General features: G+C 62.3%; 23 protein-coding genes and 1 riboswitch. Of the genes, 7 read left to right on the forward strand and 16 right to left on the reverse strand.

All coding sequences use genetic code 11. The features are described from left to right. Window positions 1–41: 41 nt before the first annotated feature. The 3 genes from ACWTU7_RS05010 to ACWTU7_RS05020 are packed head-to-tail and all read right to left on the reverse strand — an operon-like array spanning window position 42 to window position 2,988. A complete protein-coding gene (locus tag ACWTU7_RS05010) occupies window positions 42–869 on the reverse strand; it encodes an ABC transporter permease (RefSeq protein WP_095518826.1) in 828 nt (275 codons plus the stop codon). Next, the gene (locus ACWTU7_RS05015) at window positions 866–1,807 is read right to left on the reverse strand and encodes an ABC transporter permease (RefSeq protein ID WP_029350549.1); all 942 of its coding nucleotides are present in this window, start codon (window positions 1,805–1,807) and stop codon (window positions 866–868) included. Before ACWTU7_RS05015 ends, ACWTU7_RS05010 begins: the two co-directional genes overlap by 4 nt. After that, window positions 1,789–2,988: a C45 family autoproteolytic acyltransferase/hydolase gene (locus ACWTU7_RS05020; RefSeq protein ID WP_287350823.1), complete on the reverse strand. Its 1,200-nt coding sequence runs from the start codon at window positions 2,986–2,988 to the stop codon at window positions 1,789–1,791. The genes ACWTU7_RS05015 and ACWTU7_RS05020 overlap by 19 nt, the downstream gene beginning before the upstream one ends. Window positions 2,989–3,123: 135 nt before the next feature. Here ACWTU7_RS05020 and ACWTU7_RS05025 point away from each other — a divergent pair, with 135 nt between their 5' ends. Continuing rightward, window positions 3,124–4,056 (forward strand): GntR family transcriptional regulator, encoded by a 933-nt coding sequence (locus ACWTU7_RS05025; protein ID WP_455837670.1) that lies wholly within the window; start codon window positions 3,124–3,126, stop codon window positions 4,054–4,056. Window positions 4,057–4,172: 116 nt separating this feature from the next. Here ACWTU7_RS05025 and ACWTU7_RS05030 read toward each other — a convergent pair whose 3' ends face one another. Continuing rightward, window positions 4,173–4,358, reverse strand: coding sequence for a hypothetical protein (locus ACWTU7_RS05030; protein WP_036267210.1), 186 nt, complete (start codon window positions 4,356–4,358; stop codon window positions 4,173–4,175). Window positions 4,359–4,661: 303 nt separating this feature from the next. On the opposite strand from ACWTU7_RS05030, the gene ACWTU7_RS05035 reads away from it, so the two are divergent. Next, on the forward strand, window positions 4,662–5,096 hold the full coding sequence (locus ACWTU7_RS05035; RefSeq protein WP_082982175.1) for a hypothetical protein: 435 nt from the start codon (window positions 4,662–4,664) through the stop codon (window positions 5,094–5,096). 180 nt (window positions 5,097–5,276) lie between these two features. Here the strand turns inward: ACWTU7_RS05035 and ACWTU7_RS05040 are convergent, their stop codons facing one another. After that, window positions 5,277–6,983: an HAD family hydrolase gene (locus ACWTU7_RS05040; protein WP_455837669.1), complete on the reverse strand. Its 1,707-nt coding sequence runs from the start codon at window positions 6,981–6,983 to the stop codon at window positions 5,277–5,279. A 196-nt stretch (window positions 6,984–7,179) separates the two neighbouring features. Continuing rightward, complete coding sequence (locus tag ACWTU7_RS05045) at window positions 7,180–7,464, reverse strand: acylphosphatase (protein ID WP_455837668.1); 285 nt, start codon at window positions 7,462–7,464, stop codon at window positions 7,180–7,182. A gap of 147 nt (window positions 7,465–7,611) precedes the next feature. On the opposite strand from ACWTU7_RS05045, the gene ACWTU7_RS05050 reads away from it, so the two are divergent. Beyond that, entirely contained in the window at window positions 7,612–8,424 is an 813-nt protein-coding gene (locus tag ACWTU7_RS05050) for a nucleotidyltransferase family protein (RefSeq protein ID WP_029350560.1), read from the forward strand. After that, entirely contained in the window at window positions 8,417–9,169 is a 753-nt protein-coding gene (locus ACWTU7_RS05055) for a metallophosphoesterase family protein (RefSeq protein WP_029350563.1), read from the forward strand. The genes ACWTU7_RS05050 and ACWTU7_RS05055 overlap by 8 nt, the downstream gene beginning before the upstream one ends. A gap of 16 nt (window positions 9,170–9,185) precedes the next feature. Here the strand turns inward: ACWTU7_RS05055 and ACWTU7_RS05060 are convergent, their stop codons facing one another. From ACWTU7_RS05060 to ACWTU7_RS05100, 9 genes are all read right to left on the reverse strand, one after another. After that, complete coding sequence (locus tag ACWTU7_RS05060) at window positions 9,186–10,376, reverse strand: NADH-quinone oxidoreductase subunit D (protein ID WP_287337686.1); 1,191 nt, start codon at window positions 10,374–10,376, stop codon at window positions 9,186–9,188. A gap of 72 nt (window positions 10,377–10,448) precedes the next feature. Next, window positions 10,449–10,862 (reverse strand): hypothetical protein, encoded by a 414-nt coding sequence (locus tag ACWTU7_RS05065; RefSeq protein ID WP_455837667.1) that lies wholly within the window; start codon window positions 10,860–10,862, stop codon window positions 10,449–10,451. Between the two features lie 170 nt (window positions 10,863–11,032). Further along, window positions 11,033–11,395, reverse strand: coding sequence for a hypothetical protein (locus ACWTU7_RS05070; RefSeq protein WP_455837666.1), 363 nt, complete (start codon window positions 11,393–11,395; stop codon window positions 11,033–11,035). A gap of 68 nt (window positions 11,396–11,463) precedes the next feature. Beyond that, window positions 11,464–11,649, reverse strand: coding sequence for a hypothetical protein (locus tag ACWTU7_RS05075; protein ID WP_455837665.1), 186 nt, complete (start codon window positions 11,647–11,649; stop codon window positions 11,464–11,466). After that, on the reverse strand, window positions 11,646–12,305 hold the full coding sequence (locus ACWTU7_RS05080; protein ID WP_455837664.1) for a hypothetical protein: 660 nt from the start codon (window positions 12,303–12,305) through the stop codon (window positions 11,646–11,648). Before ACWTU7_RS05080 ends, ACWTU7_RS05075 begins: the two co-directional genes overlap by 4 nt. A 90-nt stretch (window positions 12,306–12,395) precedes the next feature. Further along, complete coding sequence (locus ACWTU7_RS05085) at window positions 12,396–12,626, reverse strand: hypothetical protein (protein WP_455837663.1); 231 nt, start codon at window positions 12,624–12,626, stop codon at window positions 12,396–12,398. Window positions 12,627–12,759: 133 nt separating this feature from the next. Then, complete coding sequence (locus tag ACWTU7_RS05090; protein ID WP_455837662.1) at window positions 12,760–13,479, reverse strand: hypothetical protein; 720 nt, start codon at window positions 13,477–13,479, stop codon at window positions 12,760–12,762. Window positions 13,480–13,608: 129 nt separating this feature from the next. Further along, window positions 13,609–14,748 carry an NAD(P)/FAD-dependent oxidoreductase gene (locus ACWTU7_RS05095; protein WP_455837661.1) on the reverse strand — a complete coding sequence of 380 codons (1,140 nt, stop codon included), beginning with the start codon at window positions 14,746–14,748 and terminating at the stop codon, window positions 13,609–13,611. Between the two features lie 2 nt (window positions 14,749–14,750). Further along, window positions 14,751–14,876 carry a hypothetical protein gene (locus ACWTU7_RS05100; protein WP_455837660.1) on the reverse strand — a complete coding sequence of 42 codons (126 nt, stop codon included), beginning with the start codon at window positions 14,874–14,876 and terminating at the stop codon, window positions 14,751–14,753. A 141-nt stretch (window positions 14,877–15,017) separates the two neighbouring features. Here ACWTU7_RS05100 and ACWTU7_RS05105 point away from each other — a divergent pair, with 141 nt between their 5' ends. Together ACWTU7_RS05105 and ACWTU7_RS05110 are read left to right on the forward strand one after the other, a co-directional pair. Further along, window positions 15,018–16,394, forward strand: coding sequence for an aspartate aminotransferase family protein (locus tag ACWTU7_RS05105; RefSeq protein ID WP_455837659.1), 1,377 nt, complete (start codon window positions 15,018–15,020; stop codon window positions 16,392–16,394). A gap of 186 nt (window positions 16,395–16,580) precedes the next feature. After that, window positions 16,581–17,174 (forward strand): hypothetical protein, encoded by a 594-nt coding sequence (locus ACWTU7_RS05110; RefSeq protein ID WP_287337695.1) that lies wholly within the window; start codon window positions 16,581–16,583, stop codon window positions 17,172–17,174. Window positions 17,175–17,537: 363 nt separating this feature from the next. Here the strand turns inward: ACWTU7_RS05110 and ACWTU7_RS05115 are convergent, their stop codons facing one another. After that, window positions 17,538–18,095, reverse strand: coding sequence for a DUF2934 domain-containing protein (locus tag ACWTU7_RS05115; protein ID WP_455846499.1), 558 nt, complete (start codon window positions 18,093–18,095; stop codon window positions 17,538–17,540). 134 nt (window positions 18,096–18,229) lie between these two features. Next, window positions 18,230–18,341: riboswitch (TPP riboswitch) on the forward strand. Here ACWTU7_RS05115 and ACWTU7_RS05120 point away from each other — a divergent pair. Then, complete coding sequence (locus tag ACWTU7_RS05120; RefSeq protein ID WP_455837657.1) at window positions 18,332–18,940, forward strand: YkoF family thiamine/hydroxymethylpyrimidine-binding protein; 609 nt, start codon at window positions 18,332–18,334, stop codon at window positions 18,938–18,940. Its footprint overlaps the riboswitch before it by 10 nt. The last annotated feature ends 1 nt before the right edge of the window (window position 18,941 follow it).

Consider the following 18,941-nt stretch of genomic DNA (forward strand, 5'->3'; position numbering starts at 1 on the left):
CGTGTTGTTGTCCCCGGCCGGCACGAGCATCTTTCCAGCACCTATATATTCGGGTCGAGCCAGTCGCGCACCGCGTCGCCCAGCATGTTGATGCCGAGCAGCGTGATCGAGATGCAGAGACCCGGAAGGATAATCAGATGCGGCGCCTGGCCGATATAGGGTCGCGCCGTCGATAGCATGTTGCCCCAGCTGGGCGCCGGAGGCGGGACGCCCAGTCCCAGAAAGCTCAGCGCGCTTTCCGACAGGATGATCCAGCCGAACATGGTGGTGGCGAGCACGATGATCGGGGCAACGCAATTGGGCAGCACATGCCGCGCCATGGTGATGATCTCGCTATTGCCCATCACGCGCGAGGCCTCGACATATTCCCGCTCGCGAATGGACATCACGGAGGCCCGCACCACGCGCACCACGATCGGCATGTAGGCAAGGCCGAGCGCAACGATGATGCCCTCGCGGCTGGCGCCGATCACCGCCATCAGGCCGAGCGCCAGAAGCAGGCCAGGGAAGGCGAGGAAGGCGTCGTTGACCATCATGATGGCGCGATCGACCCAGCCCCGCAGGAAACCGGCGAGAACGCCGAAGAGGGTGCCGGTGATCAATGCGAAGGCGACCGTCGCAAAAGCGATCCAGGCGCTGGTCCGCGCGCCGCTGGCGAGGCGGCTGAGCACGTCGCGGCCGAATTCGTCGGCGCCGAGCAGGTGCACAGGCGAGGGCCCGCTGAGGCGCGACGGCAGATCGAGCTTGAGCGGATCGAAGGGCGCGATCCACGGACCGAACACGGCCAAAAGGATCAATGCCCCGGTGACGGCGATCCCGAAGATCGCGTTGAATTTCAGACCGGGCCGGCCGAGCGCACGGGCGATCATGCGGTAACCCTCGGATCGAGCAGCGGGTAAATCAGGTCGACGAGAAGATTGACCGCGACATAGATGAAGGCGACGAACAGCATCGATCCCTGAATCACGGGATAGTCGCGGGCATAGATCGCGTCGACCAGCAGCCGGCCGAGGCCGGGAATGGTAAAGACGGTCTCGATGACGACGATGCTGGAAAGCAGGCTGCCGAGCACCAAGCCAATCAGGGTCAAGGTGGGCGCGAAGGCATTCTTGAAAGCGTGGCGCCACATCACCGCGCTTTCCGAAAGCCCCTTTGCCCGCGCATGGGTGATGTATTCCAGGCGCGCCACCTCGATCGTGCTGGCCCTGGCCATGCGCGCAATCGGGCCGGACTCGACGAGCACCAAGGTGACCACGGGCAGGATCACATACAGAGCGGCTTGCGCGAAGTCGCGGCTGAAGGGTACGTAGCCGACGACCGGCAGCCAGCCGAGATAGAGGCCGAAGATCAGCATCAGCATCAGCCCCAGCCAGAAACTGGGGATCGAGAGCAGGATGGTCGAGGTGGCGACGACCGTGACGTCGCGGAGACTGTCCTGCTTCCAAGCAGCCAGCATTCCGGCAGGCACGGCGATCGCCGAGGCGACAATCACGGCGAGAAAGACGATGGTCGAGGAGACGGCGAAACGATCGAGGATGAGCGGCAGCACCTCTTGCCCGCTGCCGATCGAGCGTCCGAAATCGCCTGAAAGGACGTTGCCGGCCCAGATCAGATATTGCACCACCACCGGCTGGTCGAGCCCCATCTGATGCCGCATCGCATCGACCTGTCCGGGCTGCGCGAGCTCGCCCAGCATCAGCGTCGCAGGATCGCCCGGAATGAAGCGCATCATCACGAAGACCGCGACCGAGACCAGGATGAGTGTCGGTACGGCGCTGGCGAGGCGGGTCAGGACAAAGCGGACCATCGTTTCTCCTGTGCTGATATCGAAGGTCTCTCCCGTGCGGGCACTGCCTTCTCCGCCCGCTCGAGGATCTCGTCTTCGATGGTGAGTTCGTAGCGGGTGAATTCACGGTTCTTGGCCGGCAACGGCGCGATCTCCATGACGCCGGCGGCTGGTTCGAAGACGATCATCGCCACCGTCGCCGAGAGATTGCCGCCTTCCTTCCTGATCTGCGGGCGACACACGCTGAACGGCGAAGCGAAGTTGTCGAACAGCGCTTCCTTCAGGTCGTCGATGGTTATGTCTCCATGCCGCGCCGACAGGTGCCGGCGCACGCGGTGGTCGCGATAGAGACTGTCCGGCACGTCGCGAAGTCCGGTTTCGCGCAGCTTAGACAACGCCACCGGGCTCTGCCAGTGATTGGCGTGGACGATCATGTCGTTGTCCGGATAGATGGTGAAGACCTCGTCCGGGGCGCATTCGAAATTGGCCGTGAACCCTTCGGCGGTGCTCAGGATCATGTTGTTGGAACCGGATTTCGGCGTCGTCGCCACCACCTTGATGGCATGGGCGAAATGCTGCGCTTCAAGAGCCCGGCGCCGGATGAAGGGAAGCGGAATTCCGATCCCGCGATAGTCGCGGTCCGATTCGAGATAGTTCGCGGTGATGCCGATACCGGCCGAGTTGAAGCCGCTGCGCGCCAGTCCGCCGGCTTCGGTGAAGGTGAGGAGGTCCGGCCCGTCCGTTCGCCGGATGCGCAACACCACCGAGGTCTCGGCGCATTCGGCCTTCCAGTCCCAGTTCTGGCCATGGATGAGCCTGCCGTTCCGGGTTGCCTCCGGCAGGATCGCCGCGCCCGTGCAGCCGTCGGGCTCGTCGTCGGAAATGCCTTTCTCGCGCCGGGCGAGCTGCAGGATTTCGGTACGCGCATTGACCAGGACGATCGAGGACAGGTCGACATTCGCGCCTGACGCAATTCCTTCCATTTCCTCGACGAGATCGGGCGCCCATTGCCGCAAGCGGGGCAGGAAGATGCCGGAGAACCGCCCGACATCGTCCCGCCTGAAGCCGAAACGGTCGAGCTGCGCGGCATAGAGCGCCACCGAAGCGCCGATGCGCCCGCGCGCCTGTTCGCCATAGGCCATGCCGCGCGCTCTCGGCGCTCCATCGATCTCGACAAGCGGAAATGGTGCGACTGTTGTCATCAAGCGGAAGCCTCAAACTGGTGTGAGTCCGGATAATAATGCATTTTGATTGAATGAAAAGCAGGAAAATTCGCTAGATTGCCAGTTCGAACTGCGTGGCGCATATCTATAATGCGAACGCTTGAGGAAGTGGATATGACCGAAACGATGATCGACCGGCCGGCACGCAGCGAGGCGGCCAGTCCACTGCAGATCGATCTGGCGCGGCGGATCCTGGAGCGGATCAGGGATTCAGGCTGGACGGTCGGAACCCGCGTCTCGGTGCCGGACCTTGCCCGCACGTTCGGCGTTTCGCGTTCCCCCGTCAGCGCGGCGCTGGAACTGCTGGTCGCCCAGGGCATCTTAAGTCCCTTCGAGACGAGGGGGCTGCAATTGGCGCGCGATGTCGCCGACCTCGACCCGGAGGATATCCTGCCCAGCTCTCCGCTCGAGGAGCTTTACCGCAGGATGATGCGGGAGCGCGCGCTTGGCCAATTGCCCCAGGAGGTGTCCGAGGCGGAATTGATGCCGCGCTATCAGGTGTCGCGCGGCGTCGTGCGCAAGCTCCTGCTCCGCTTTGCCGCCGAAGGGCTGGTGCAGCGCCTGCCGGGGCATGGCTGGCGTTTCGCCGACACACTTGTCGGCGAGGACGCCTACCGGGAAAGCTATGAATTCCGGATGGCCGTCGAATGCGCGGCGCTGCGGTCGCCCATGTTCAATGCGGGTCCTCAGCAGCTGGCGCCTGTCCGGCGCGCTCACGAGCGCATCCTGGCGATCGTGTCGACGGGCAAGACACTGATCGGCGGCGACGAATGGTTCCGGATCAATGCATCCTTTCACGAAGGACTCGCGGCCTGCTCCGGCAACCGGTTCCTGGCCGATGCGGTGCGCCAGCAGAACAATCTGCGCCGGTTGCAGGAATCAGCGGGTTTCGAGGAATTGCCGGCGGAACGCATCGAGCAGTCCTGCCGGGAACATCTGGCCATTCTCGATGCCGTCGAAGCGGGCGAGATCGAATGGGCCGAGGCGCTGCTGCGCCAGCATCTACGGCAGGCCTCCGAGTTCGCTTCGCCACAGCGCTCGATCTGATGCCTGCCGGCGACGGCATCGCGCATGCTGGCCACTCGGCCGCGCATGCCCCGACATCCGGCACTGAGCGATCTGGAACGAGCGTCTCCCCGATCGCTTGACGCCAACCCGCTCCGTCAAATGTCGGGATTGGATGCTTTAGGACCGATTTTCAGCGGCGCATCATTTTCATCCGGATTGGGGACGGGAGCTTCGTCGGGAAGTCTGTCCGGATCCGGCTCACGTACAGGCTTCGGTTCAGGAAATGGCGGTGGCGTGGGCGCCGGAGTGGGCGTTGGTTCGGGAGTGGGAAGAATGGCCATGGTGTGATTTCCTTCCGCTCGCTGCACTCTGCCTTGGCGGGTCGCCGACGTCCGCCGGATTTTTGACGCCTACCCGTTTCGACCGGTTTCGCTCTACGGGCCGATGCACGCAGAACGACCACGCTTGCCTATGGTTCCGATGGGAGCCTCCGATGACCCCGCAGGCATCGAGCGCTCATGGCAGGACGGTGCCGTCAGAAAAGTGATCGAATGGTCCGCGCATAAGGGCCTTGTCGGCGTCGTGGAGCGCCATAATTTCCATTTCAGGGTGGGACGAACTCACCTACTGAATAGGAGGCGGCCGTGAAGCACCAGACACTTGACCAACTGCATACCGTTGCCGACGTTCACGCCGAAGCAACAGACCTCGTAGCGACCCGAAGCCAGCGTCTCGAACGTTGGGCGAAACTGCTGGAGAAAAATCCCGATCGGCGTCTCGAAGCGCTGACGGGCACCGAATATAAGTCCCCTGAGATACGCGAAAAAATGCGTTACAACGACTCGCCTCTCACGGTTGCCTTCGAGGACCCAATCTTTCGTGCGCAAGGCTTGAGAGACGACACCTACGGTGAAGCCAGGCGCTTCTTCGAACTGACTGACTGGCAGTTGCACGAAATTGTCTGCCACTGCCATGTCGGCGCCACGATACGAGCGCGATGGGCTGCCTCTCGCGTCCGTGCGGCAATGTCCGAGAGGTTCGGTTTCTTCGCCTGGCTGCGAGGAACATTCATGCATTGACGCTAGGGCATTCACGCTGCCGGCATTCACACTAGGGGCCGGCATGTTCGGGTGATGGAGGCGGCGAAGCGATTTTCACGCCTCGCATCAGTGGTCGTTGATGTGCGGATATGCCGTTCGGCGGCGATCCGCCATCGGCGAAGATACAATGCGCCTCGATACGACAGGCATGGGCTGATTTCAGTCGGCGGGCGCCGTGTAGCGGCGATGGACCGCTTCCGCGATGGCGGCGCGGCTTCTATGCGGATCGAGACTCTCGTCATCCTCGATGACAGCCGCTTCCTCCGCAAGTCCCTTGTCCTTGACCTGATCGCGGAACCAGGCCGAATAGTCGCCCGCGCGCAAGTGATGCTCCCAGGTGCGGTCGTCGATCCCCTCGGCGATGTGGAGGAACATCATGAGATTTTGCGCTTTCAGGTTGAGCTTGCCGTCCGCGCCGCGGAAATAGAAACTATTGTCGCCAAGATCACCCTCGGCATACTTGCGGATATGGCGCTTGCGTTCCTGCCGGGGACGCTCGATCGAGATCGGTCTTGCGGGATCGCCTGTCGACCGGTTCCAATACAAGACCTTGTTTTCCGGTGGCGGCACGACGCCCTGCGGCACGTCTTCGCCTATTGCGCCACAGAAGCTTTCGACGACCTTGTCGGCTTCCGGGCCAAGAGCCAGCACCGTATCGACACCTGCCAGCACGTCCCGCGAAACCAGATCGGGATGAACTGTGACCAGAATGGTCGCCGAAAGGCTTTTTGGAAGCGCAAAGGATGTGCCATCCCGCGCATGCGGCAACAGGTGGTGTGCTTCGTCGATGATCAGCCAGTGCGGGCGTCCGGTGCGGGCGCGAAGCGCGGCAAGCTCCGGCAGCAGCTTGGCGAAGGCGTTTGGCCGCTCCGCGGTCTTGATCCCGAGCATGTTGACGGCGACATTGTTGGACGGTTTGGACAAGAGGTCGAAGATTTCGCGCGAGCTCGGCGGGCTTTTGGCGTCGCCAACCACCAGCACGTCCTCCAGTTCCTCGTAGTCGCCCTCCGGGTCGAGCACGCAAAACTGGAAGCCTTGCTCGACGAAGCGTTCGGTCAGGGCGGTGGCGAGGGTGGATTTCCCGATCCCCGACGTGCCGGCCAGCAGCACGCCGCCGCCGCGCGGTGAAAGGTGCATCACCGCGCCCGACCCGTCGTCCGCGCCAATCTCAATGCGTTGCCGCGCCGTGTCCAGCAAGGCGGCGTCATGCGAGATGAGGCCCTCAATCAACTCCCTCACGCCCGCGCCGCGGGCACCATTCGTCACGTGGCCCGCCGTCTCCCTTACCTTCGGCAGTGCATTGGCGACTGCAACTCCGAAGCCGACGGCGCGCAGAAAGGCATGGTCGTTCTCCGCATCGCCGATGCCGACGACATTGTGGGCAGACAATCCCAGATCCTCGAGGGCAGCCGCAAGACCGGTCGCCTTGTTGACTCCGCTCGGCAGCACCATGACGGCACCCTTGTTGAAGATGATCTCCAGCTCCAGGCCAAGGTCCTTGATCACTTCCAGCACGATGGTTTCGTTGGGCTCCCTGGTGGCGACGACGGAACGTCCTATCGACAGGGGCGCGATCTTGCGGATCATCAGCCTGTCGACGAATTCCGCCGGAGGCGCAGGCGCCAGGATGCGCTCCTCCTTCGAAGCCGGCGTGTAGACGAGCGCGCCATTTTCGGCGACGACCTTGTCGAAAATGCCAAGCTCCGGGAAAACGCTTTCGAGGTCGGCAAGCTCGCGACCGGTGACCATTATCAACTTGCGGCCGGTTTCCTTCAGCCGCCCGAGCGCGGCACGGGTGGCATCGGAAACGATCCCGTTTTCCGCGAGCGTGCCGTCGTAGTCAGTGGCTAGTGCAAGAGCATACATTGAACTGTCCGTTGGTAGTCCGAAGCTGACCCGAGAAGCTTTCTCGCCGAACTGAGCGGAAAGCCATCTGCTCCAGTGACTTTGTCTTGGCTGATCGGTTCAAACGGCGCTGGCTGCCGATTGTTCCCGGCGGCAGAAGGCAAGAGTCGCTGAGGCCTTGCTTTTGCTTAAGCATTTCCAAACCGGTACCCGCTTGCTAGCCGACAATCCTGAATCCGTTCGGCTCCTGGCCGGGATCGACGTCTTGGGTTTTCACGCTGGAGACCGACGCCCCGGTCGGCCCTTCCCACAACCGGTTCATCATCGTCGAAACCGCGCCCTCGGCTCCGACGATCAGTGCCGTTACGGATCCGTCATCCTCGTTGCGAACCCATCCGGACAGACCGAGCTTCTCGGCTTCGGTCCGTGTCCACACGCGAAAAGAGACGCCTTGCACCCTTCCACTCAGCCTGACGCGTACCGCTTTGCGCCCGTCCTCCATGGTCACCTCCGTGCAGCTGGTTTGTCCACACCTTCAACTCACTAGCGGCGAAAAAGGCTCCGCCTTGTCGGCAACGGAACCATGGGGCGGCGGCTTTGTTTAAAGACGGACAGTTGCAAGTTGCGGGTGCCTCGGAGCCACGATTTCATGACCAACGATTCTCCAAAGGGACGCGCCATCCCGGCATCGGTTCCGACGATCGACGCAAAAGCGGAGCCAACGCTTCGCTACGCCGAGGCCGAGGTATTCTACACCGAGGCGATCCGCGAGCTTGCCGCGACGGACATTCCCTTTCTTGTCGCCGGCACCTACGCGGTGAGCGCCTACACAGGGGTTACGCGCCAGACGAAGGATCTCGACATTTTCTGCAAGGCCGGCGATTACGCCCGCATTCTCGCTCATTTCAAGCAGGCCGGTTATGCGGTCGAGATATTGGATGACCGGTGGCTCGGCAAGGTCTTCAAGGGCACGCATTTCTTTGACGTCATATTCGCCTCGGCGAACGGAACCATGCCTGTCAGCGACCTGTGGCTGGAGCACGCAAGGCAAATCGATTTGCTGGGCAGTCGGGTGCGGATCGTCGGTCCGACCGAGCTTATCTGGTCCAAGTGCTTCATCCAAGACAGAGGCCGCCATGACGGCGCCGACGTCGCTCATACAATCCTCAAGGCGCAGGATCAGATCGACTGGCACCGGCTGCTTTCCTACCTCGAAGTTCATTGGGAGGTGCTGTTGATGCAGCTTCTCAATTTCCGATGGATCTATCCGAGCGAGCGCGATCATGTACCGGCCTGGCTGCTCGACGAATTGCTTGACCGTCTCGCCAAGCAGAGGGAGCTGCCCACTCCCCGAATGAAGATCTGCCGCGGACGGCTGCTTTCGCCGACTGACTACGAGATCGACGTCAAGGAATGGGGCTTTGCCGGCGTCGGTGGAACAGGAGAATTTCGTGATGGCTGAGAAGGGCATAACCGCCAAGGCAAGGGTTGGGAACGGCGACACGGTGAGGATTGCGGCTGTTGGCGACTTGCACGTGCAGGAAGACGCCGAGACCTCTTGTCGTGATCTCTTCGGCGAGGTCTCGCGCGAAGCGGACGTCCTCGTTCTCACTGGCGACCTCACCAATCTCGGCAGGCCCCGAGAGGCCGAAATCCTTGCTGAGGATTTGCGCGCCTGCGCAATCCCGGTCGTCGCCGTGCTCGGCAACCATGACTATGAATCCGGTGCGGTCGAGGACGTCGCCCACATCCTTCGGCAGGCAGGCGTCCATCTTCTTGACGGTCAGACGGCGGAAATCAAGGAGGTCGGCTTTGTCGGCGTGAAGGGTTTCATTGGCGGTTTTGGATCACGCATGCTCGGCTCGTTCGGCGAGCCGGCGATCAAGGCGATGGTCGCTGAAAGCGTCAGCGAGTCGATGCGGCTCGAAAACGCAATGCGGCAGGTTCGCACCAATCGTACGCTCGTCGTCCTGCACTACGCTCCGGTCGTCGAGACAGTCGCTGGCGAGCCATTGGAGATTTTTCCGTTCCTAGGCTCGTCGCGCCTGGCGGAGACGATCGATCGGTTCAAGGTCAGCGCCGTGGTGCATGGCCACGCGCATCGCGGCGTCTATGAAGGTCGCACGCCCGGCGGTGCCCCGGTATATAACGTCGCCATGCACGTGGCGAAGCCGACCGGCCGTCCTTACGCCTTGCTCGAAATCTGAAACGCCCTGTGGGTGGTCAGCGGTCGATCTCGCCGAACACGATATCGAGCGACCCGATGATCGCAGCGACATCGGCGATCATGTGCCCCCGCGACAGAAAATCCATCGCCTGCAAATGGGCAAAGGACGGCGCCCGGATCTTGCATCGATACGGTGTATTGCTGCCGTTCGACACCAGATAGACGCCGAACTCGCCCTTCGGCGCCTCCACCGCGGCGTAGACCTCTCCTTCGGGCACGCGAATACCTTCCGTGTAGAGTTTGAAGTGGTGGATCGTCGCTTCCATTGAGCGCTTCATCGACGCCCGCGGCGGCGGCGTGATCTTCTGGTTCGGGATCGCGACCGGCCCGCGGCCTTCGGGCGATCTCAATTTCTCCAGGCATTGCTTCATGATCCGGACCGATTGGCGCATTTCCTCCATGCGGACGAGATAGCGGTCATAGCAGTCGCCGTTCTTGCCGATCGGAATGTCGAAATCCATCTCGGGGTAGCATTCATATGGCTGTGCCTTGCGCAAATCCCATGCCGCTCCCGACCCGCGCACCATGGGGCCGGAGAAGCCCCAGGCCCAGGCGTCGTCCTGCCCGATCACACCGACATCGACATTGCGCTGCTTGAAGATGCGGTTGCCGGTGAGCAATTCGTCGAGGTTGTCGCAGACCTTGAGGAACGGGTCGCAGAAAGCCCAGATGTCGTCCAGAAGCTTCGCAGGCAAGTCCTGATGCACGCCGCCGACCCTGAAATAATTAGCATGCATGCGGGCGCCGGAGGCGCGCTCGTAGAAAACCATCAGCTTCTCGCGCTCGGCGAAACCCCAGAGCGGCGGGGTGAGCGCGCCGATGTCCATGGCCTGTGTCGTAACGTTGAGGAGATGCGACAAGAGCCGGCCGATTTCGCAAAAGAGAACACGGATGAGCTGTCCGCGCTTCGGGACCGAGATTTCGAGCAGCTTCTCGGCGGCGAGGCAGAACGCATGCTCCTGGTTCATCGGCGCCACGTAATCGAGCCGGTCGAAATAGGGCAGGGCCTGCAGATAGGTCTTGTACTCGATAAGTTTTTCCGTGCCGCGGTGGAGCAGGCCGATATGGGGATCGGCGCGGTCGACGATCTCGCCGTCCAGTTCCAGCACCAGCCGCAGAACGCCGTGAGCAGAGGGATGCTGCGGCCCGAAGTTGAGGGTGAAGTTGCGAACTGCTGCTTCGACCATGACGGTGTTCCCGCCGTACTGGGTTCTTACGGCCGAAGCCGAATGCTCCGGCCGCCACGCCCGGACCGCCGATCAGGTCGTTGTCTGGATGATCAGCGTCAGCGTGCCATTGCCATCGATGTTGGCGGCGACAACTTGCGAGGAATCCAGGCCGCTCGCCGCCAGCGCCGTTGCTGCCTGCGGCGACGCATCGATCGAGCTCTGCAGGGTAAGCAGATCTTCAACGCTGGTCTGGGTGATCACGGCCTCGGCTTGTGTTTTGAGCTCCGGAGGCAAATCCTCGAGGGCGACGATTGCAATGCCAGTAAAGTTCTGGTCGGTGAAACCTTGATCCGGCACGGCTTGGTCGGGCAGGGCCTGGTCAGGCGGCGTCTGGTCAGGCGGCGTCTGGTCGGGCAGGGTTGGACCGGGCAGGGCTTCCGGGGCAGTGGGCGCGATTTGGGGAAGCTGCGGGTCGGTGGATTGCGCGTGGATCGGCTGCGCCAAGGCCAATCCCGAAAGGGCGGCAATCGTCGTCAACATGCGCATGATCGTTCCTTCCGTTTTCCGGTTTGCTCGGGGAGGATCACTTGGTGACCACACAACCATTGTGCCGGATTATGGTTCCCGGTCCGTCAAGGATAAGGCCGTCGGTGAGTACTTGCGTCAGGCCGACGCTACGCAACGGCGAATCGATCGATGACCCATGGCCATGTCCAGTCGCCCTGGCGGCGGGCGACCTCGGCGGTTACGCTGCCATCGGGAAGGCGGGTTGGCGTGAGTGCGAAAATCTCCGCTGATAACAGGCGGGGACTGATTTTCCGGCCACAAATTTTCAGTCCGTTGCGGTGATGTCCCGCGAAGAGTGCCCGGATCGCTTCGCGGCCCAGCGTCAGTCGCCCCTCACCGCTGTCGACGACGGCATGCGGCTCAAAAAGCGCGGCCATGTCGTCGACGTTTCCCACCCACTGCCGGGAAATCAGCAGGCGCTCCAAATCCTGGGGCTCACGCGCCGGCTCACGGCCTGGCTCATCGGTCATGGCGACAATCCGCCGAAGTCCCCAGTCTCATCAACTAGAGGCTCTCATCAACTAGAGGCTACAGGTTCTCACGAACTGCAGGCTGCCGCGAAGGCCTTGGCGGCTTGGGCACTGCCCTTGAGGGAGACATCGTAGGTGGATTCGCCGCCAAGGTTGATGTGAAGACTGCTTCCGGATGCGATCCAGCTCAAGAGGGGGTCCTTGGCGCTGGCCTTGAATACCGGCATTGCGACGCCAAGCTTGTCGTCGATCACGCCCCGGCCGACATAGAGCCCCGAGCCGGACCGCCTGAGATGCCGACCGTGACATAGCTGCCGTCCTTCAGCCATTTCAGGGTGTTGGTCAGGGAAACCTGGATTTCCCCTGATGATTTGACACAACTGGCGACGAAGTCCCGATCGTCGGTTTCCCCATGCGTCAGAACGATCGGACCGCTGGCGTCCACAGACCAATTCTTGCCGGCATCCGCGGCCTTCGCCGCGTCGGAGTCATCTGGCGGGGAGCTGCTTTCCGGTATCGGCGAGACCACTTCGAATTTGAACGCCGTCGGCTTTCGCAGGTCCGGCGAAAGCGTGCAATCGAAGCGAATATTGGACCAGCCCTTGTCGTCCGAAAGGCTGCCCAGACCCGACAAGCGGTTGTCTTGGAGCGTGAGCGGCTGTTCGCTTCTGCTGGCACTGGCGTCGACCGTGCCCAAGAAGAATCGTGTCCGAACCGAGCCTTTCTGGCCCGAACCTTCCTGGAAAAACTGCGCTCCACCCTCGCAGGCCCATACGGCACGTTGCAGGTCGTTGGAATTCTTCGACAGATCGGCTGGCAGCGTTGGAGCCTCGGCAGCGAAGGCAATCGTTGAGGCCGACATAAGTGCTATCTGAATCGTTGCTAATATTGTTCGCTTGGTCATGTTCACTTTGGTCTCTCATCTTCACGTTGCAGCGAATGATGGTCGCCACGCCGTTATTATCTATCGATGTTCTGTACCAAAGCGTTCTATTCTTCGTTAAAGTTTGTGGCAAGACGAGATATCGCGGTCAGCAACGCGCCATTCGGGGGCGCCGGCGTGGCGCCGGTGGCTACGGCTGTCATTAAGGAAGTCGGCGATCCTTGCAGCCAACTTCGCCGAGGCGAAGGTGAGCAGCCGGTCGTGATGGACGACGGGCTCGCCGGTCTCATTGTCCCAGATCTCGAACCGGCAGCTTGGGTTCGGTATGGCTTCGAAACGGTTCTTCATATCGATGGTCCCGGTCGTTTGGTTGCCTTGGGCGGTCTACGGCGCCTGGGCCGTGCGGACGCGCTTTCGCAGGCGCTGTTGGCAAACAGCAGAAGGTCGGCCCTGGCCCACAGCAGGTAACAGGCAAGCAATGTCAGCGGCGCGGCAACAAGGGCAGGGGAACCGCCCACCCACACCTCAGGAAAGGCGGCGCCCATCGACAGCGCCGCCGCGAGCATCGCGGGCAGGCGGCTGGCCAGCACCGCGCTGCGGAAAGGATCGGGCCAGCCGGCCACCCGGGCGCGCAGGCGCCGGGCCTGTAGGCAGCGCTGCCGAATTTGCCGAGCGCGTGCAACAGTCCGGCGGTCGCGGCCAGCACCGGCTGGCCGAACAGGAACAGCGCTATGCCAAGCCCGATGGCGCCGATCCCCGATAGGAGATCGGCGAGGCGGTTAAAAGCCGGATCGGGGACGTCCCGCCTGGCCCAGGCGCGGTGATAGACTTCGCCGCTGCAGAAGAAGACCAGCGTCGCCAGCGTCAGCGCCACCGCACCGCTGCTGCCAGCGAAATAGTCGAACAGGCCGGTGCCGCCCATGCCGGACCCTTGGGGGGCGGTGAGCTGGATCGTGAGGCCCATCACCAGCCCGAGCGCGTTGCCAAGATTATAGTAGCCGCCAGGACCGGTCATACGCGCCCGGATCGCCGCCACAAATCGTGAAAGCGCCTCCGCGGTCCGGCCAGAAGCCGCAGCCTTCGGTTTCGCGTCAAAACTCGACGGTTCGAAGGACAAGAGATCGGCCAGCGCCGAGGCAGTGCGCCATTCGGATAGCGCGTCGTCCCGGCGGAATGGCCCGTGATCGTTGTCGAGCCGCATCGGATCCTCCTCGTCATGGAGCCGACGGTTCCGGAGAGCTTGAGGCCTCCGGTAATCGGCTGTGATCGACGGACCCAGGTTCTGCGACCCCGACTTACGGATGGCTTACGTGCGTTTTTGGCTATGCTTTTAGCAGCGGGCACGCTCGCTCGATGTCGCCTTCGGCGCGAGGCGCTGCGCGACATGGTCGGCGATCGCCAGGCTTGAGGTCAGGCCGGGCCTCTCGATGCCGAACAAATTGACGAGGCTCTCCACGCCGTGCACCGCCGCGTCCTGGATGACGAAGTCGGCATTGGCTTCGCCGGGACCGGAGAGCTTCGGCCGGATGCCGCTATAGGCCGGCTGCAGGCTGCCATCGGCGAGGTCCGGCCAGTATTTGCGGACCTCGTCGTAAAAGCGCTCGCCACGCGCTGGATCGACGCGATAGTCGAGTTGATCCGTCCATTCGACGTCAGGCCCGAAGCGGGCGACGCCGTCGAGGTCGAGCGTCAGATGCACGCCGAGCCCGCCGGGTTCGGGTATGGGATAGACCAGTCGCGAGAACGGCGCCCGGCCGGCGACCGAAAAATAATTGCCCTTGGCGTAGCGTAGTTCTGGCACGAATTGCCGGTCGAGCCCGTCAAGCGAGCCGGCAAGTGCCGTGGCGCCAAGCCCGGCGGCGTTGATGAAGCGCGCGGTGGCGATTTCAAAGCCGCCGCTGGTGCTGTCGACCGTGTCGAGCACGATGCGCCCACTCTCGATGCGGCCGGCGACGATGCGGGTGTTGAGGCTGAGTGTCGCCCCGTGCTTCTCGGCGTCGCCCAGCAGCGCCAGCATCAGGGCGTGGCTGTCGATGATGCCGGTTGCGGGAGACAAAAGGGCCGCCGTGCATCGCAGTTTCGGCTCCAGCCTGCGCGCCTCGGCGGCGGTTAAGGGCGTCAGGTTGCCCGCGCCGCAAGCAGAGGCGTTGGCCAGGATGAAAGCGAGCACCGGCTCCTGTCCGGCATTCGTGGCGACGATGAGCTTGCCGCAGCGCGCATGCGGCACCGCCCGCTCCTGGCAATAACGGTAGAGCTTTTCCCGGCCTGCCACGCAGAGCCGGGCCTTCAGCGATCCGGCCGGATAGTAGATGCCGGCATGGATGACCTCGGAATTGCGCGAGCTAATCCCGGTGCCGATGGCGTTCTCGGCTTCGAGGATCAGGGTGTCCATGCCGCGCTGCGCCATCTCGCGCGCGATCGCGAGGCCGACGACCCCGGCGCCGGCAACGATGCAGTCGACGCGGTCCATGATCAGGCCACCTCAGCCTTGTTGTTGTGCCTGCTGGTGAGCATTTCAACGATAACGACCCGGCGATGCGCACAGACGGCTTCGCGCAGGTCCTCGCGTTCTGCGGCCTCGAAGCTGAAATTCTGCATGTCTATGTCCATCCGCCAGCCCTTCCCGAAAGGGCTTGACACCCTTACGAGAAACAGATGCATCAAACAGCATAATGCAAGAGGCGATGCGCGCCGAACGGCGGCAGGACCCACGTCCCGGCATGCAGGACAGGAACCATCATGGACGCTCGACCGAATTCTCCCGAAGCTCGCGACATCAGCTACCACTTGCACGCCTACACCAATGCCCGCAAGCATGAGGAGGCAGGGCCGCTCGTCATCGAGAAGGGCGACGGCATCTATGTCGAGGATCTGGCCGGCAACCGCTACATCGAGGCGATGGCCGGGCTTTGGAGCGTCGCGGTCGGCTTCTCCGAGAAGCGGCTGGTGGACGCGGCGGTGCGCCAGATGTCCAAGCTGCCTTACTATCACGACTTCGGTTCCAAATCGCATTCGCCGCTGATCGATCTCGCCGAGAAGCTTGTGCAGATGGCGCCAGTGTCGATGAGCAAGGCGTATTTCACCAATTCCGGCTCCGAGGCCAACGATACGGCCATGAAGATGATCTGGTACCGGTCCAATGCGCTCGGCCAGCCGGCACGCAAGAAGATCATCAGCCGCAATCGCGGCTATCACGGCGTCACCATTGCCGCGGCAAGCCTGACCGGCCTGCCCAACAACCACATTTCCTTCGACCTGCCGATCTCCAATGTGCTGCACACGTCGACGCCGCACCACTGGCGCGAGGCGCTGCCTGGCGAGAGCGAAGAGCAGTTTTCGAGCCGGCTTGCCGACGACTTGGAAAAGCTGATCCTGGCCGAGGGCCCGGAAACCATCGCCGCCTTCTTCGGCGAACCGATCATGGGCGCCGGCGGCGTCATCGTTCCGCCGGCCGGCTACTGGGAGAAGATCCAGGCGGTGCTGTCGAAATACGACATCCTGCTCGTTGCCGACGAAGTCATCTGCGGCTTTGGCCGAACCGGCGAAATGTTCGGCTCGCAGACCTTCGGTATCCGGCCCGACATCATGGTGCTGTCGAAACAGATCTCTTCCTCCTACCTGCCGATCTCGGCCCTGCTGATCAACGAAAAAGTTTTCGAGCCGATTGCCGACGAAAGCAATCGCATCGGCACCTTCGGCCACGGCTTCACCGGCGGCGGCCATCCCGTTGCGGCCGCGGTCGCGTTGGAGAACCTGAAGCTGATCGAGGAGCGCGATCTCGTCGGCAATGCGCGCACGGTCGGCGCGCATATGCAGAAGCGCCTGCGCAAGTTCGCTTCGCACCCGCTTGTCGGCGAAGTGCGCGGCGTCGGCCTGATCGCGGCGGTCGAACTGGTCGGCGACAAGGCGGACAAGACGCCGTGGGAGACGGCCGGCGCGCTGGGCGGGCTCGTCAACGGTTTCATGCAGCAGAACGGCGTCATCTCGCGCAACATGGGCGACGCGCTGGCCTTCTGCCCGCCGCTGATCATCACCGAGCCTCAGGTCGATCGGATGATCGACGCGTTTGAAAGATCGCTCGAAGCCGCGGTCAAGCAGGTCGGACCTGAAACCTGAAACAAAAAACTGCCTCGGCGGACTGCTATGCCTGCTCGGGCCGCTGACAGCGCGTTCGGCTAAGGTTGCAGGTCGGGTTAAGGACGAACTTTAGGAACTAGTGCTAAAGACCTGTTTCCGTGTTCCAAAACGGGTGTGGTCGTCAAAGTCTTCGCGACCGGACATCTTGCTCGATTGGGTCGAACAATGAGAAGCCAACTTCGTTTCATTATGCATACGGATGACGAGGCTGCTCTGGTAACCGAACTTTTGCGCGATCCGGCTATCCTGTTCGTCGATGGCCCGCGGTGGAAGACGGTCACGCCCCCAACCACTCGAGACATTTCTGCTATCGGCAGCTACTGCATGATCTGGTCTCCCGAGGACCTGCCACGGCTTTCAGCGGAGTTCATTCAGGCACAGAACGATTGGTATTGCCGTGATGAGAATTCCACGATTCAATTCCTGCGATGCAAGATGACCGAAACAGTCATAGTGGAGGGCAGTTTCGCGATCTCGACGGGCCCTGCGGAAGCTAACGCCGCGGCCAACGTCGAACGCAGGTACAAGTTCCTGTGCCGTGCAATCAAGAGAACCTACCGGAACTCGGTCGTTCAGTGGCGCAATCCGCGACGGCCGGACGCACCGGCCGGACCATCCAGGTCAGCAAACCCAAGTGCGCCCGACCGGTCGCTGTGGGTTGGACCAGCGGCGATGACGTGGATGGCTGGCCATGCTGATCGACGGGTCAAAACCTTCCTCACTGGTTTTGTGGAGGGAGCGATAATCGAACCGGGCTGATGCACTGCTTTCTACCCACACGCGATGCGGGCAGACCTCGACTTCGTGTGGGGAACGTAGCGCTCGGCGACGCTGACGGAACTCATCAGGACAGGGCCCGCTCGCCGTGAGGCTGGAACATTCCCGGCGCTGATGGCAGCCGACGCTGTTCGTCGAAACGGACGCATCATCGAGCGTCGAAGGCGAAACCGCGATCTTAGTCCAACGTCATGAAACAGGACCGCGACCCGATCGGCCCGCTCTCTCCGCCAGAGGCGCGGGTGTTCATTTGTTCGGCCGGTGCGGCGGTCCGCTTGGGGGCGGAGATTGAAAATCTGCGGCGGTGTGTCGAGTACAGCGATGGGCTGCCTGGACAGCCGGCGCCTACCTTTCGGATGCTCTAAGGCTCCGCGCCGCCTCATCGAGTGCCAGCGGATCGTCACCGAGGCGGTCGATGAGGTCTTGAGCTTGGTCGCCGGTGATGCCTGTTCTCATCGCCAGCGCTTCCGCTGCCTCAACATCCGATTGACCAGCGGCGCGGTTGCCTGTCTTCACTCGGCTTCGGGTCTGCGTGGGAGCTGGCACATCGGCACCAGATATTGCCAGTGGGCGAGCACCAAGCGAGCGGACTTCGTTCTCGATTTCGACAGTCGCCTGATTCCAATGGCGCTCCTGCAGACCGTGCGTCTGGCCTTCTCGTTCCCAGATCTCATATGCGCGGCGCCGAATGCGTTCGTGTTTGTCGTCTGACATGGTCGTTCCTCCTTGTAGGTTTTCACCCAACGCGAAGGAGCGTCGGAACGATCCCACCCTGCAAGCGATTTCGGACAAAACAGGGGAAGGCTGGCTTCCGGAAGACCATGCCTGCGGCGTTGCGATGCTGCGATGCTTTAGGTGGCCCGGAGCAAATCCTAGTGCGGTGCTCGAGAGCAAGTCGTCCATCGCGCTGAAGGGTGCAGCATTGTTCTCCGTATGGAAAACGGGTTTGAGGAGAAAGTTCGGCTCCTGCAGCACGATGCCAGACTAAATTAGAGCTGGCCATTGCTTGAACATCGTTCGCGCAGCTGCTACGTCGCCCATATCGACAGGGGCGCTCCGTATTGCCGGGGCTGAGATGGAAGGTGCAAGCCTTCGGTCCCTCAAGCTGATCTGGGTAATGCCAGCGGAGCGAGGCGACTATGTTTTCAGGTGCACAGATTTCCCTGTATCCGATGTGCGATGATTTCGTCGGCGTCATCCTCAAGGCAATTTCGGCGATGGATTTCTATCGGCCAAATTTCCGCATTGAGACCGACGACATCTCGACGCTGATCGTCGGCCCGCCGGAACAGCTTTTTCCGGCCATACGCGATCTGTTCGCCTCGGCGGCGGCAAGTGGTGTGCATTGCGTGTTGTCGGCGACGGTGTCGCGTGGCTGCCCTGGCGAGCCTGACGATCCGATCTGCACACCGATTTCCGGCACCAGCCACGAGCTGTCCCTGGCCGAGCGCATCGGCGCGGCGCGGGCGCATGTCGACGGTGCGAAAAATCTCGGACAAGAGGTCGCCGCGCAGTTCTCGCTCTATCCGCTCGGCGAGGGCCACCACATGGACGAGATCTACGGCTGCATCGACTTCCTCAAGGCCTCGGGGGTCTTCGACAGGTCGAAGAATTTCTGCACGAAGCTGAGGGGCGACGCTGGACCGGTGTTCGCGACGCTGTCGGAAGCTTTCCTTCGCTTCGGCGCGCCGCAAGGCCATGTCGCGCTCGACCTTACCGTGTCGGCGAACAGCCCGAGCCCTCGTTAGC

It is taken from the genome of Mesorhizobium sp. BHscii, assembly GCF_053848065.1.